This is a genomic window from Virgibacillus sp. AGTR, from assembly GCF_016919725.2.
Classification (GTDB): Bacteria; Bacillota; Bacilli; order Bacillales; family Amphibacillaceae; genus Virgibacillus; species Virgibacillus salarius.
Genome location: NZ_JAJERH010000096.1, coordinates 1 through 14,690, shown reverse-complemented (window position 1 = coordinate 14,690; position 14,690 = coordinate 1). Strand labels below are relative to the sequence as shown.

Genomic DNA, 14,690 nt, shown 5'->3' with positions numbered 1-14,690 from the left:
ACTTAGTAATGTAATAACATATCCGTAGTTCTATGTAGATGATTTTTAAAAAAATGAGTGAAATATTTCCTCTATACACTCAGATTTACAACGCTAAGCACAATCTTAAGGACAATTTTAATCGGTTTACTTTGATGGGAACATATCATATATGTTCTTTATCTTATTTTCTTTTGCCCCCTCTGTAATTAATTAGCGATGCTAACCTTATATTTAAACTTAAAACTTCCTATCTATTAAATATTAGACGATCATTCAAAATAGAATCATAAACGTTTTCAAAAAGACCTTTGGACAGGCATGAATTACAGGGAAGTACACCAATAGTAAGAAATATTTGCTCACGTCATCCATGCTTTCATGACCACTACTCTAAACTACCTTCTGATCCCCTATGGAATAGCTGGCTGTATTAAACCTAAATTTGCTCTCATAATTTGTGTAAAAAATATTAACTTTTTTTTACATGTTTTCAACAAATTATGACATTAATTGCATTTTACCTGTGTTACTTTGTACATGAAATAGGTTTATTACTATCTAGAAGGAGGATAGAAAGTACAAGAAGTTCGATGGTAAGTAGTAAGTAAACGAAGAAATTCATATGTTCTCATTATCGACTTTTTGTACAACCTCTTTGAAGGAGGGGATCTATGAATAAGATATCAAGATAAGTACAGGTCGGTGTAGTTGGTAATTTATTTTTTAATATGAATGGGAGGAATAGTTTAATGAAAAAAAAGCTAATAACAGGAGTCTTAACATTAAGTTTATTTATTGGAGGTACTGCTACAACATCTGTCCTTGCCGGTGCTGATGATATTGAAACGCAAACAGCTGTCCAGACTGAATTAGCTTCTAACAATGAAGTGTCTCCTGAAGCAACTCCAGCAGCTGCAGGAGCTTATGCAATGCAAGCTTCGCGTGTTGCAGCAACAGCTTTTGTTGGAGGGTTTACAGCTAAAGCCGGTGCTGATGCATATGATGCATTAGGAGGCAGTGCAATAAATGCAAGCCCGACTGGTTATGAAAATATTAAAGTGGTTTTTGATCAATAAATATTTACATTAAATAAAAGGCGATTGTCCCAAAACATGGGACAATCGTCCAATAGATAGAGGTGATATTATGTTGAAAAAAATTATTATAATATTTTCTATTATTTTGTTTTCCATACATTTTTTATTTACCGCTATTTATTTAGCCCCTTTTAATCCTGTAAAAGCAAAATTCGGATTTATAATAAATGGATATATGGAACCTTTGTTTTCACAGAACTGGAGATTATTTGCTCCCAATCCAGCAAGTACGAACAACCAATTCCTAGTACGTGCAGAATTGGCTAATGGAGAGACAACAGAATGGATTAATTTAACGTCTTTTATGATTGAAAAGAACTATAAAAATCGTTTTACACCTTATAATCGTTTAGTTAGAATTCAGCGAGGCGCTTTTACTGCCCTTCATCAAAAAGATGACATAACCATGAAGCTATCTGAAAAAGTAGAAGAAAAAAAATTAAATAAGGAAGATTTTGACTATATTCTGGATAATGAAATGATGAAAGAGCAAAGAGAAGATGGGATTGACATATTAAATCGTTATGCTCAATCTTACGTAAGCAGTTTATATCCTGGAGAAGATATAGCACGTACACAATTAATCGTTAGACAAACAGAGGCTACACCTTATTCGGAACAGAGCAATCCAACCTTTAAAAATAAAACAAATATACATGAATTTGAATGGCGAGAATTCGAAAAAGTTTCCCCTGTGTTTTAATGCATTTTCAACAGTTATCTATCGCCAGAGGTACCCGGGTAATCTGAGTAAGAGAACACGTCACATAAAAGATGTGATTAATTAATTCTAACTATTTTAAATCACGTCATTTTCATTCGTAAGGGCTTTTTATGGATATGCTTTAAATATTATAAAATTAAACCAAACATTTACTCAAAGGAGGATGCCAAGTTTTGAATAAAATTTATGAGAAGCTATCTACACAAAAACATATGTTAATAGGAACCAGTTTAATTAGAATTGCTTTTGGTCTATTAATTTTATATTTCTATTTTATTCATTATGGGCAACGAAGATTTCTGTGGGGACCAAATGGGATGCAGGATCATGAAACTTTAACAAAACAACTGTTTACCACTAATAATTTTTCTATCTATCAATTAAATGATTCCTTACTGTACTTTGAAATCATTTTTCATATCGGTGTTGTAATCGCTTTTTTCTTTACTATTGGATTCATGGGAAGACTAACAGCTATCTTAAACTTCATTTTTATTTGGTCTCTTCAACATGCAAATGTTTTAATTCTAGATGGTGGAGACAATGTAATGAGGATCATTCTATTTTATTTGTTATTTGCAAATACTACGGCATTTTTTTCACTGGATGGTTATAGAAGAAAACAGAAAGTTTCCAGTATTACCCTGTCACCGTCTTTATCCAATGCATTTCATAATTTAGCTGTTCTTGCTTCCATTATACAAGTCTCCTTTATGTATTTAACATCTGGTATGCACAAGATCATGGGAGAAGTTTGGCAAAACGGTACAGCACTTTACTATATCTTACAAGTAGACGAATACACCCATCCGTTTTTTAAGGAGTTAGTTATATCATCCGACTTTTTATTACTGATTGGTGCATATGGAGCTATTTTTGCGCAAATAACATATCCATTTTTATTATTCAATCGCTACACTAGATATATTGCTATCTTTAATATTATCGCTATGCATATAGGCATTGCGATAGTGATGGGATTGTTTACTTTTTCTGCGACAATGATTTCCATACAACTTGTTTTACTGAAAAATGAAGAGTATGAACGAGCATACACAGCTGTGAAAAGATTATTATCTAAATTAAGGCTCAGAAAGGGGAAGCAATATGAAGTTGAACAGATCGAACAAGTCTAAAGAAAAGAATCGTGTCCTTGTTTTTTATGATACTTGGTGCCCTGTTTGCACAAGAAGCATGAAAATACTAGCAAAAATGGATTGTTTCCGTCGTCTTCAATATGAGTCTACTAGAAATATAGCTGTTTTAAATGAATACGGCTTAGAATATGAAAAAGTGGAAAAACGAATGCACACCATTATCATAATAAATGGTGTAATAGAAGAAGGAATAGATAGTATATTACGTATAGCTAAACAAGTCCCATTTTTATGGCCCGCGGTCCCCTTGCTTAAACTGTTTATTTGGGTGGGGGTGGGGTCTAGGTTATATGACTGGTTGGCAAGTAAGCGGAAAATACTTCCAGTTGGAGGATGTGAAGGTGATTCTTGTAGGATCCATGATAAAAGTTAATCGATATTGATAAATACAAAAACCATTTGTAATACAAGGTTTTTACTAAAAATAAGTAAAAAGCAGGTGAAACTTTGAAAAATAAAGTAACCTATACTTTTCAATATTTTAATTCTACTTCCGCTAATGTATACCTATGGCTAGCATCTCCACCAGAGACGAGGTATCAGAAAATAATAAACGAGCAGAAATCATTACCCGTTCAAGAAAATGAAGATATGATTGGTAATCAGATTAGTTTCTATAAAATTGAATCTGGTGAAACAATGAAAGCATCTTACGAGATAGAGCTGTTAAGCAAAACAGAAGATAGTCTGCCAGAATTGACCCAAGAAGAAAAAAATTTCTTTTTAAGGTCGACACCTATGGTTTGTGTAAACGAAGAAGTAAGGCACATCGCTTTCAATGTCATTAGAAGTGAAACAAATCCAAAAGAACAAACAAAATTACTGTTTTTTTATATCGTCAAGCATTATAACTATAAATTTCCTCCAAAAGCTAGGGGGGTTACACATTTCCTCAAAGATAAGAACGGAGATTGTGGTGAATTTTCTTTTCTATATGCAGCCCTTTGTCGTGCTATTGGTATCCCTTGCCGTGTAATGGTAGGGGCGTTTACAGGTGGAAAACATCAGCCGCATGTATGGAATGAAATTTACTTGGAACAAGAAGGTTGGATACCAGTTGATACAAGTATGGCTGCTACAGTAAAAAAACAGTTCTGGAGATACATTTTCTCTCCTATTCAAACTTTATCTTGGAAAGCGTACTATGGGAAAACAGATAATCAGCGAATTACTTTTTCTATTGACACAGAACATACCCCGACTCCCGCTTATCCAAAAGTATCTGTACAGAATAGGCATATCTACAACACGTTTGATATAGCGGGAAAGTCATTTATTTGGGGGAAAGATGTAGTGCAACAAAAAATACCCTATCTCCAGCCTATTTATTTCTATTATGAAGATGAACAACCATTGAAAGATAGAACGGAGCATTATGTTGGTTTGTGGAGCGTTCATGAAACTGGAAATAAAAAATTAATACTACTACTTAGATCCGTGTTCGGATATAGTGCTTTCCTATTAGCAATGTTCTATTTTGTCACCAAATGGGAACCTTTAAGTATTCTGTTTCCAGTACCTGCGTTTCTGTTCTGTTTATCTTTTGTTATAAGAAAAGAGCGAGTGTTATTCTTCTCGATAGCTACCATTTTTTTTGGTATTATTTTGCTAATGGTAAGTATAGGAGCAATTTCTACTATTCTATAATTCCTTTTGGTCACTATTGTCCACCTCCATATTTTTTGAAATGCTATAAAGTTTTAAACTTATACGTACTGGGAAATGAATAAAAAGAATTTTATAGAAAGGAGTTTTTTCTTGAATAAAATGACTCCGGCAGCGATAAATTGCACGCAGAAAAAGCGTGCTTCTTTTTAAAGGCGTCTCGCATATTCAGTGGCTATATTATTTTTATTCTAATCAAAAAGCTTGTAGAGACTAGGATTTCTACAAGCTAAAGCATGTCCAATAAGGGACACGCTCAGAAAATACGCTGCATGTTACGCCGTCATCTTCGACGTCACGCCAAACAGAGTATCATTCCGTAATTTTCTTAACGTAATGAATGAAGAAAGTGAGCGACGCCATCTTCTGTATTAGGCAAAGTAACTACTTGACACGAATTTTTAATTTTCTGAGGGGCATTCCCCATTGCTGCACTTTTACCAGCGATTTCCAACATCGATAAATCGTTAAAACTATCACCGATGGCCGCTGTTTCTGATAGCTCAATTCTAAATTCCTCTGCTAGCATGCTTAATGCATTTCCTTTGGAAGCATCAATGTGCTCTAATTCAAAGTTATGCTCTGCTGAAGAAACAATCGATAAATTGGCTAGATTTTTAAAGTGGTTTCTTCCTTTTTCCAACTTTTCTTTATTGAACGAAAATGCAAGAACATTATAAACATCCAAATCCTGACCAATGAAGTCTCGGTAGGAACGTATAAATGAAAAGCCAGTTTGACTAAACTGCTTATTTGCAGCATCGGATAACTGATCTACATTAATTTCTGGGTTCGCACTTTTCATTCTATCTATTTCGATTGCTAGTAATTCTCTGCCATGCTGTGGTGTGTAGATGGCATGATTACTAAATACTTCATAATAATAGTCCTCTTTTTCAAGCCAGTTCAGTATGTTGACTGCATCCTGTTTTTGAATTGCTTTTGATCGGTATAATTTACCATCTGGGCTGTGTATGGTTGCCCCATTCGCTCCAATAATCCACGTGTTAATACCCGTGTCTTTAAAAAGTGTTTGAACATCAAAGTGCGCACGCCCAGTAGCGATAACGACTTCTATCCCTTTCGACTGAGCAGAAGTTATCGCTTCGAGGTTTTTTATACTTATCTTGTTGTTTTCGTTTAGCAAGGTTCCATCCAAATCAATGGCGATTAATTTTGTCATGTTAGTCATCTCCTATTTCATGCAAATCTGTGGTTAATAGCTCTACATTATGCTTAGTTAGTAACTCTCTAAACGCTTGTGAAGGAGTTCGATCGGTTATTAATAAATCGATATCACGTATCTCAGCAAAGCGGAAAAAATCTGATTTTCCTAACTTCGTACTATCGGCTAAAACAATAACTTGCTTTGCCTGTTGCATCATTTTTCTTTTTACAATCCCATCTTCTTCATGAGCGACGGTTAATCCATGTTCAGATATTCCTACTACACCAATAAACGCTTTATCAACAAGGTATTCTGAAAGTTTACTAATGACTGATGGACCATATAAATAACGGTGATCCTTTTCCAAGGTTCCTCCAAGTAGTTGAATATTCATTTCAGATTTAGTAGATAATAGATCTGCCTGATTAATTGAATTTGTAATGATTGTACAGTTAATATTATTGAGCTGCTCAGCACAGGATTGAACAGTTGTTGATGCGTCTAAAATGATTCTGTCTCTTGGGTAAATGAGCATAGCCGCTTTTTTTCCAATACTTTTTTTTTCAATAGACACCATCGTTAAGCGATTGGAATAGCTTTTTACTTCATTATGATATGCTGGGAGAATAGCGCCTCCTCGTGTACGGATAATCGCTTGTTCTTCTTCCAATTTGACAAGATCTCTTCTGGCTGTGTCTCTGGAAACGGCAAACAAGGAACAGATTTGCTCAACAGATATCCTATTATTACGTTGAAGAAACTCCAGTATGCCAATCAATCTTTCTTCTTGATACAAACAGATCCGCCTCCATCATTCTGTGCTTTGTTTTCATTATACTATAAATATAAGTAATTGTAATTATTTTTAAGTTTTTTTAAGTGAAGTTAATGCTTTCGCCAAGCAGGATAATGACAATGATTTGCCGAACGAATAAATAAAAGGAGGGGTTTGGTTTGCGTAGATTTGGATTAATTACAAAGTTTACTGCTTTTGCTGGAAGGCAGGAATACTTAGCGGAAATACTTGTAAATGCAGGAGGTGAAATGGAAGAATTAGAGGAGTGTCAGTTCTATATAGTTAACTTAGCAAATGAAAGGGATACAGATATCTATGTTTATGAATTGTGGGAAAGTCAGGAAGCACATCAGGATTCGTTAACTTTGAACGTAACACAAGCACTCGTTCAAAAAGCTAAGCCTTATATAAACAGTGTAGAAAGGATATGCACGCTAACACCAGTTAGAGGTAAAGAAGGTATTTAAATAACATAGGCTGTCGTAAAACGATTTACGATCATGCAACAACTGGAAGAGCTACAAAAGCTATTTACTTATGAGGAGTGTGAACCGTTGTTGTATGGAAAATATATGTTCTCCAATAGCGATGGGAAAAAAGTATTTTAATCGGAGAAATAACGAATAAATAGATTGATAGTTCGTGTAACGAAGCTGATCTGGAGTTACCGTGGGTCGCCGGTGAGCCTCTTCGTGCTGACACAGCTTTAAGTCGCAGATGTGTATCCACTCACAGGATAAGGGAAACTTCGGTAGCGATACAACCCACGTAGAAAAACATTTTTCTTAATCAAGGAGTTTTCGTATTTTCCGAAGATAATGTAGTGTGTTGCAGGTCTTTAGAAAAGACCAGCTTAGTTATCTTCATGCCTCGATCTAATCAGACATTTTGTTTATCATTTGTAGGATTTCTTTTAGAATTTCATTTCTCTGCCTTTGAATTTGAATTATTTGGGTCAGAAACCAAATGACAAATACGATAAAACCTAAATAAAATAATGGTGGTATAAATCCAAATAATGAAATAAATGAATCATGCACTTTTGTTCATCCTTTCTTACTTATTCACTATGTTATTCGACAAGAAATGGCAATTATCCTTCAAAGATAGCTAAAGATAGTAGATAGGTTAAAGGCGGATCTATTTAAACCTGCAAAGGGTCTACTTCTATACTTCTACCAATTTAAATTGATTATAGAGAGAGGTTCCAGCTTCTAATAAGAAAAAATATGGAGTAAGCTTATTAAGGTATTATATATATCTTATTGTTATACTATAATTAGTGATCAATGAGGGAGTAATGTAGAAAAATTATTTGTAAATATAGAATAGTAAGGAATGATCAATTGGCACAAACACATGTTTTTTCAAAAGGTGAGGAAATAGCCAATGCGATAACGCATGGGATAGGAGCATTAGGGAGTATTGCAGGATTGATTGTACTAATTGTATATTCATCCTTGTACGGGACAGCGTGGCATGTTGTTAGCTTTACGATATTCGGTACAACGATGGTAATTCTCTATTTATCATCAACGCTGGTACACGCATTTCCGCCAGGTAAGGCGAAAGATCTATTTGAAATCTTTGATCATTCGTCCATTTATCTATTTATTGCTGGGACATATACACCGTTTACTTTTCTTGTTATAAAAGGTGCATTAGGATGGACAATGTTTGGTATTATTTGGGGACTTGCAATTGCCGGAACCGTATTTAAAGCGTACTTTGTGAAAAAATATCTGATAACCTCAACGATACTTTATATTGCAATGGGCTGGATGGTTACATTAGGATGGGATCAGATTGTTAATAATCTACATCCTAATGGTGTGACACTGCTTGTGATCGGTGGTCTCTGTTACACGTTTGGAGCTATTTTCTATGTATGGCGAGGTTTTCGTTATCACCATGCAGTGTGGCATCTGTTTGTTATAGCTGGTACAGCTACACACTTTTTTTGTGTATTGTTGTATGTATCCCGCATATAACTGACAGTAAGCCCCCATTTCAGCAAAAAAGTGAAACCAATATGGTTAAATGGTGGACGACTGCCAGTAAATGTCCGATTGGTTTAAGGGCCTTTAGGTCATACCCTTGTTGTACTACCAATCCGTGGGGAAAAACAAAACCCCACGGATAGAAGTTTTACTTTATGCGAGGTATGTAAGGAGTCTTCTTCATGGCTATTATTAGAGTACTTCAGAAGTTGGTAAATCGATATTTTACCTTCAAGGTCTATGATTTGTCTGCGCAAATGGCCTATTATTTTCTGCTTTCTATTTTCCCGTTTCTTTTAGTCATTTATTCGCTGCTTCCATATTTACCTATAAGCGAAGATTATATTATTGAACTTGTACGTCCATTTGCCCCAGAAGGTACGTATAGCTTAATCGAAAATACGATATCCAATATTTTAGCGAATCAACAGATGGCTTTTTTCAGTTTTCTGATCAGTATCTGGCTTTCTTCTATGGGTGTGCAATGCTTGAAACGGATTCTTAATGAAATTTATGGTATTCAAGCGAAGGAGAATTTTATTAAACAAGTTATCGAGGGTTTAGTATTAACACTTGGGTTAATGTTCGCTATTTTATTCACTGTAGTGATTCCGTTAGTGGATCGATTCATGCGACATTATTTACAGGATGTCCAGTTTATTGAGCGATTTCAAGGGTATTGGTTCTTGTTTCAATGGGGTGTCGGAAGCATATTTATAATGGTTTTCTTTATCGGATTGTATTATTTTGCTCCAAATATTAATCTCAAGGTGAGAAACGTGCTTCCAGGAGCAATCTTCTCAACGATTGGCTGGCAGATTGTTTCTATCGTTTTTTCATCATTTGTTAGCCAAAATAATTATACTGCTTTTTATGGTCAATTGGGTAGTATTGTTGTTCTAATGCTGTGGTTTTATTTTTCCGCCATGATCATTATTATGGGTGCATTATTGAATACAATCATCTTTCCTGTCACATCAGTTAAATAAAAATAAAATCAAACGTATAAATAACTAATTATGAAACTAAAAGGTGCTTCTCGTAGGAAAGACAGAGGAGCACCTTTTGGCTTGCTTTAAATTTTGTATTGTTGTGCACTTCTCCGTAGCAACACGCAGTTATCGTCTTATATCGTTGTTACAGAAGATTTTTTTGCAAACATCTTTCCTGTTCTTGCATCAGCTGGTTATATTTCAACAACTATACATGAATTGGCCATGCCATGAATAGCTATATAGTAAGATGTATACAGCATAAACATTCACTAAGACCTAACAAAGCAGCTGTTGAATCTCTACATTAGGGGGAAGATGAATGATTGAATCGATATTAAAACTATTTACTAGCGAACAAAAAGCAGAGGCGATCTTAGCAAACCCGATGATAGAGCTTATCTTTATCGTATTGTTTGTCACATTTATGGTCGCGCTTTTGGTACATTTGGCGTTGTTTAACAAGCTAAAGAAAATAAGGGATTTCTTAAAAGATACCAGTCAAATGGAGATAGAACCACTAGCTTCATTTAAACAACAATATGATAAGAAGCAGCAAGGAGAGGCTGTAAAAGCAGAAACATTCGTACAGGAGAAGTTTTCTAGTTGGCGTTTGTTTAATGTACCTGTGGTTAGTTTAATAAAAATAATTCAAATGACAGTTTCGATGTTTATTTTGATAGGGGTATTAGGAACATTTATAGGTTTAACGTCATCATTAAGTAGCATTAATATCGAAGGAAGTGATTTAGTCGAAGGGGTAGCGGGTGTTTTAGCAGGTATTGATGTTGCCTTTTATACGAGTATAGCAGGGATGGGCTTCTCACTGGTGATGACGGTATTGATTAAAGTACTCAATACGGAATTTATGCTCACAGATATTATGCTGATGACTGAATCAAAATTTGAAGAGAATGAACAGCACGGTATTAGTAAATTAATCCAAGTATCTGAAACCATTAATGAATCTATTCTAAGCTTGCAGGAAACGAACCAAGAGTCGTTACAGGGGATAGAAGCTGCATTTACTGGGTTTCAAGAATATACAACAGGACTTCAGCAGTCAGCAAAGGATTTAGCTTCATTTAATGATGGGCTCTCTGAAAATCTTCGTCATTTTCAACAACTTTTTGATTATATGAAGGATGTAACAGATGGGTTTTCTGAAGGAACTAAAAATCTGAATGAAAACTTCGAAGCATTATTTACGTATTTTAAGCGTATTGACGGCAGAAATGAACGAATGTTGAAAGCATTTGAAAATACTTATGAAAAGGTAAAAGAAGTTTCCCGTGCTCAATTAGATACACTCCAACAATTTGATAAATCGGTAGGTGATATGAAGCAATTTACTTCTGATCTGTTAGAAGAGCAAAGCTCGTTGCATACGATATTTGAAAGTATTAATGGTAAGTCCAAGGATTTAGTCGAGCGGATGGCCAGTCATAATAAGGAATTTAAGCAAGTCTTCGGCGAAGATCTTTCTACCAAGTTGACTGGGATTATGACACAGCTACGAGAGCTTTCTACAGGTTTTGATAAGATGGGGCATTCCATTGTGAAGCTCCCTGAAGCATTGGATGTTATTAATCAAACACAGGCAGAATATAAGCATTTATTGTCGGATCGTTTTACAGAACTAAAAGAATTTAATCAAACCTTCAATCAACATTTGAAGACACATTTAGCTGATTCGATGAATTTTGAGAAGCATATGCAGGAAGCTTCCAGCACATATGAACAATTGGGAATGAAAAATAACCAGTTAATTCAGGAAATGAATACGACCATTTCACAAATGAACCAAGCATTTCAACAACGAGAAAACCAGTTAGAGACAAGTGTAGGCGTCTTAAAGGATACGTTATCAACTTATGTGACAAATCTTGAAGGGTCACTTGGAAGTAAATTGGATAAAGTTGGTCAGGCGATTCGTGATTATATGCAAGGAGCAAATGATGGGATTCGCAAGGAATTTCAAGACCTACGTCGAACATCTGAAGCTAATGAACAGAGTCATGCCCGTTTAATTCAACAAACCTTGCAAGATCTTAACCGTGAGATTCAAATACTTAACCAACAGCTAACAGCTTTTGTACAGCGAACAACAACACCGAATAATCCGATAAGGTTGAGTCAGAATGAATACTAAATATCAACGATTATTTAAGCAGGATCAGGATGAAGGTCATTTCTGGCCATCTTTTACAGATTTACTGACAACCATTTTACTCTGCTTTATGCTAATTTTTATCTGTATGATGGTCATTAAATCATTACAGATTGAAGAAATGAAGGAAACACTAGATCAAATTATGGGAGTGCGTGCGAAATTGGTGAATGACTTAAAAGAAGAATTTAGCGGTTCAGAACTCGGGGTTGAAGTCGATGATAAGACAGGCGCCATTATTTTTAACACGGAAATTCTCTTTGAATACAACAAAGATGAATTAAAGCCAGAATCGTTTACTTTTTTAGATGAGTTCGTGCCAAAATATTTAGATATACTTTTGCAAAGTGGTTATGAACAATATATCGCGGAGATTATTATTGAAGGGCATACTGATCGAGATGGCACTTATTTATATAATCTAAAGCTTTCACAAGATAGGGCATATAGTGTTGCAGCATATATTTTAAGTGCGGATTTTCCATATAAGAATATTCAACAGCATTTAGAGGAAAAGCTGACCGTTAATAGCAAGTCATTTTCTGATGTTCGCACAGATGATAAGGGTGGATATAATGCGAAGAAATCTCGACGAGTTGAGTTCAAATTTCGATTAAAAGATGAGGAAATTCTGGAGAAGACAAGGGAGATTTTAGGTAAGTAAATGAAAAGAGAGTGAATGCGATGCATTAGTATTAAATTTAGAAATTAACAATATTGCATGCTTTTCGTCAATATGCTAATATATATAACAGCATATTCCTTTAAGATGGTCCAGAGAGACCAAAAAGGGTAGTGACGTGACTATTATAGTTATTAAAATAACCGTTCATGCCCTTTTCCTCTTCTGGATAAAGGGTATTTTATTTTATATTAACACTAAATAAGCTTCGGATGAAAACTCAACACCTTTAAACGAAGTCCAGTGAGGCTTGAAAGGAGACAAAAAATGAAATATCGTAACAAAGCAGTGGTAGCTTCCGTAACTGGTTTAACATTAGAAGGCATGGATATTATGTTCATTTCCTTTGCTATGTCTTTAATCGTTGCTGATTTTCAAATTGATTTAACTACGGGTGGATTTATATCATCTATTACAAATATAGGTATGCTTATCGGCGGCATAATCTTTGGTATATTAGCGGACAAGTTTGGTAGAGTACGTATTTTTACGTATACGATTTTCCTGTTTGCGATTGGTACGGCGCTAACTGGATTGGCAACTAACATTGAACAAGTATATATTTTCCGATTTATTGCAGGACTTGGGGCTGGCGGAGAATACGGTATTGGTATGGCGCTTGTCGCAGAAGCATGGCCGAAAAATAAGCAAGGGCGCGCTTCTTCTTATGTCAGTATTGGCGCTCAGTTCGGAGTTATTATAGCCGCTGTTTTAAGTTCTGTGCTCTTACCAATTTTTGGCTGGAGGGGCTTGTTTTTAGTTGGAATCATTCCAGTTATATTTGCTTATTTTGTTAGAAGAAATTTGCAAGAATCACCAGAATGGCTAGCAGCACAGAAGCAAAAACCGGCAATTCAAAAACAAGGTAAGCTAAAGCAACTGTTTCATTCGCCACGTGTTGCATTAACAACGATCGGCTTAGCTGTGATGGCAACTGTACAAATCGCTGGTTATAATGGTTTAATGATTTGGCTTCCAACGATGCTACAGCAATCTCAAGGATTATCTGTTTCAAGCTCAGCAATCTGGACAATCAGTACTGCTGTAGGAATGATTGCGGGGATGCTGACTTTTGGTAGGTTTATAGATAGATTTGGTTTAAAGGTTTCCTATGGTATTTTCCTCCTTGCTTCTGCGGCTGCTGTATTTATGTACGCATATGCAACTGGAAGTACTGGTGTACTCATCGGCGGAGCGATTGTTGGATTCTTTTCAAATGGGATGTTTGCTGGATATGGAGCCTTAATAAGCCGTTTCTATCGTGTTGATATTAGAAGTACGGCAACAAACACCATTTTTAATTTTGGGAGGGCCGTTGGTGGACTATCTCCAATTTTAGTAGGTTTTATTCTCGAACACGCCAGTATGTCATTAGCAATGACATACTTAGCAGCGCTATACTGCATCTCATTCATTGTCATGATGAGTCTGAAAATAGATAGAGGGAAAAATATCCATGACGATGAGGCAGTTGTATCAGAGGTTGTTTAATTAGTCAATAGGATTGGTTCCTGTTAGCAACAAGTCACAGTAGCCATCTAGCTGTTTATAATTTTGATAGTTTAATGAAACTTTACTATATTAACCATGTTATTCCGTCATAACAAAAATTCGGGAACAGCTACCTTTTACTTTTAGTATTGTAATGTGTACAGATGATAGATGATATAAAACCTAATCATATGCTAAAAAATAGACAAATGAATCCATTGAATCGCTAATGTATAGAAGAAGGCATTCCACACCATTTGCGCTATTCGCTTTGTCATACTAAATGGTATGATCCAGTATGTATACTTCGTGATCGAGGGGCAATCGCAGCTGTCTATCTAGTAGATTTCTCATTCATTCGTTGGAAATGATAGAAGTGAATGATCTATTTACTTCGGATAAGCAAAGGGTAGATAGATGGGATATTGTTGTTAATTTTACGAGAGTAATACATCATCGTAAGTAAAAATCCTATTCGCATTCCCGAACGGACAGAGATTTTACGATTCTTTTGTTACAGCTCTTAAAGGTTATTTTCACACAAGCATAGTTTGTGATTTTAAATACACTAATTAAAAAGCATGAGCCCGGTTACTATATCGTGCTCATGCCCAAACAGTTACCTAATGAAATAACTGTATCTAACTTTATGTGATCATTGCAAAATGCCGTTCTTTTTTTATATTGTTTATTTTTTATAAGTTAAGAAAGTATAAAATTAGTGCAATGACTGCGTTAAGCCAAGTAGTTATTTTGAAATGTTAGA

14 protein-coding genes are annotated in these 14,690 nt (G+C 35.2%); 11 read left to right on the top strand and 3 right to left on the bottom strand.

What is annotated here, in order from left to right:
- Positions 1-731 precede the first annotated feature (731 nt).
- The 5 genes from JUJ52_RS21110 (at position 732) to JUJ52_RS21090 (ending at position 4,607) form a co-directional block, all read left to right on the top strand.
- On the top strand, positions 732-1,058 hold the full coding sequence (locus JUJ52_RS21110; RefSeq protein WP_205388430.1) for a hypothetical protein: 327 nt from the start codon (positions 732-734) through the stop codon (positions 1,056-1,058).
- A 73-nt stretch (positions 1,059-1,131) separates the two neighbouring features.
- Positions 1,132-1,782, top strand: coding sequence for a DUF5819 family protein (locus JUJ52_RS21105; RefSeq protein ID WP_162986393.1), 651 nt, complete (start codon positions 1,132-1,134; stop codon positions 1,780-1,782).
- Positions 1,783-1,976: 194 nt separating this feature from the next.
- Positions 1,977-2,939 (top strand): HTTM domain-containing protein, encoded by a 963-nt coding sequence (locus JUJ52_RS21100; protein ID WP_205388431.1) that lies wholly within the window; start codon positions 1,977-1,979, stop codon positions 2,937-2,939.
- On the top strand, positions 2,911-3,333 hold the full coding sequence (locus tag JUJ52_RS21095) for a thiol-disulfide oxidoreductase DCC family protein (protein ID WP_121604915.1): 423 nt from the start codon (positions 2,911-2,913) through the stop codon (positions 3,331-3,333). The genes JUJ52_RS21100 and JUJ52_RS21095 overlap by 29 nt, the downstream gene beginning before the upstream one ends.
- Before the next feature lie 74 nt (positions 3,334-3,407).
- Positions 3,408-4,607 carry a transglutaminase-like domain-containing protein gene (locus tag JUJ52_RS21090; protein WP_121604916.1) on the top strand — a complete coding sequence of 400 codons (1,200 nt, stop codon included), beginning with the start codon at positions 3,408-3,410 and terminating at the stop codon, positions 4,605-4,607.
- A 346-nt stretch (positions 4,608-4,953) separates the two neighbouring features.
- On the opposite strand, the gene JUJ52_RS21085 is transcribed toward JUJ52_RS21090, so the two are convergent.
- Together JUJ52_RS21085 and JUJ52_RS21080 are read right to left on the bottom strand one after the other, a co-directional pair.
- Positions 4,954-5,808: a Cof-type HAD-IIB family hydrolase gene (locus JUJ52_RS21085; RefSeq protein WP_121604917.1), complete on the bottom strand. Its 855-nt coding sequence runs from the start codon at positions 5,806-5,808 to the stop codon at positions 4,954-4,956.
- A gap of 1 nt (position 5,809) precedes the next feature.
- Positions 5,810-6,589: a DeoR/GlpR family DNA-binding transcription regulator gene (locus tag JUJ52_RS21080; protein ID WP_121604918.1), complete on the bottom strand. Its 780-nt coding sequence runs from the start codon at positions 6,587-6,589 to the stop codon at positions 5,810-5,812.
- 158 nt (positions 6,590-6,747) lie between these two features.
- Between JUJ52_RS21080 and JUJ52_RS21075 the strand changes: the two genes are divergently transcribed.
- Entirely contained in the window at positions 6,748-7,056 is a 309-nt protein-coding gene (locus JUJ52_RS21075) for a putative quinol monooxygenase (RefSeq protein WP_205388432.1), read from the top strand.
- A 408-nt stretch (positions 7,057-7,464) separates the two neighbouring features.
- Here JUJ52_RS21075 and JUJ52_RS21070 read toward each other — a convergent pair whose 3' ends face one another.
- Positions 7,465-7,629, bottom strand: coding sequence for a hypothetical protein (locus tag JUJ52_RS21070; protein ID WP_166530759.1), 165 nt, complete (start codon positions 7,627-7,629; stop codon positions 7,465-7,467).
- 306 nt (positions 7,630-7,935) lie between these two features.
- Here JUJ52_RS21070 and trhA point away from each other — a divergent pair, with 306 nt between their 5' ends.
- The 5 genes from trhA to JUJ52_RS21045 all read left to right on the top strand — a co-directional run bounded on the left by trhA (position 7,936) and on the right by JUJ52_RS21045 (position 13,924).
- Positions 7,936-8,580, top strand: a complete 645-nt coding sequence (gene trhA, locus JUJ52_RS21065) for a PAQR family membrane homeostasis protein TrhA (protein WP_205388433.1) — start codon at positions 7,936-7,938, stop codon at positions 8,578-8,580.
- Between the two features lie 191 nt (positions 8,581-8,771).
- Complete coding sequence (locus JUJ52_RS21060) at positions 8,772-9,578, top strand: YihY/virulence factor BrkB family protein (RefSeq protein WP_205388434.1); 807 nt, start codon at positions 8,772-8,774, stop codon at positions 9,576-9,578.
- Between the two features lie 325 nt (positions 9,579-9,903).
- Entirely contained in the window at positions 9,904-11,733 is a 1,830-nt protein-coding gene (locus JUJ52_RS21055; protein WP_205388435.1) for a MotA/TolQ/ExbB proton channel family protein, read from the top strand.
- Positions 11,723-12,415: an OmpA family protein gene (locus JUJ52_RS21050; protein ID WP_026683024.1), complete on the top strand. Its 693-nt coding sequence runs from the start codon at positions 11,723-11,725 to the stop codon at positions 12,413-12,415. The genes JUJ52_RS21055 and JUJ52_RS21050 overlap by 11 nt, the downstream gene beginning before the upstream one ends.
- Before the next feature lie 285 nt (positions 12,416-12,700).
- Entirely contained in the window at positions 12,701-13,924 is a 1,224-nt protein-coding gene (locus tag JUJ52_RS21045; RefSeq protein ID WP_166530756.1) for an MFS transporter, read from the top strand.
- Positions 13,925-14,690: the final 766 nt, after the last annotated feature.

What these genes read in the sequence shown, in the direction of transcription:
- JUJ52_RS21110 (WP_205388430.1), top strand. Translation starts at nt 732, where the DNA reads ATGAAAAAAAAGCTAATAACAGGAGTCTTAACATTAAGTTTATTTATT.
- JUJ52_RS21095 (WP_121604915.1), top strand. Translation starts at nt 2,911, where the DNA reads ATGAAGTTGAACAGATCGAACAAGTCTAAAGAAAAGAATCGTGTCCTT.
- JUJ52_RS21085 (WP_121604917.1), bottom strand. Translation starts at nt 5,808, where the DNA reads ATGACAAAATTAATCGCCATTGATTTGGATGGAACCTTGCTAAACGAA.
- JUJ52_RS21060 (WP_205388434.1), top strand. Translation starts at nt 8,772, where the DNA reads ATGGCTATTATTAGAGTACTTCAGAAGTTGGTAAATCGATATTTTACC.
- JUJ52_RS21055 (WP_205388435.1), top strand. Translation starts at nt 9,904, where the DNA reads ATGATTGAATCGATATTAAAACTATTTACTAGCGAACAAAAAGCAGAG.
- JUJ52_RS21050 (WP_026683024.1), top strand. Translation starts at nt 11,723, where the DNA reads ATGAATACTAAATATCAACGATTATTTAAGCAGGATCAGGATGAAGGT.
- JUJ52_RS21045 (WP_166530756.1), top strand. Translation starts at nt 12,701, where the DNA reads ATGAAATATCGTAACAAAGCAGTGGTAGCTTCCGTAACTGGTTTAACA.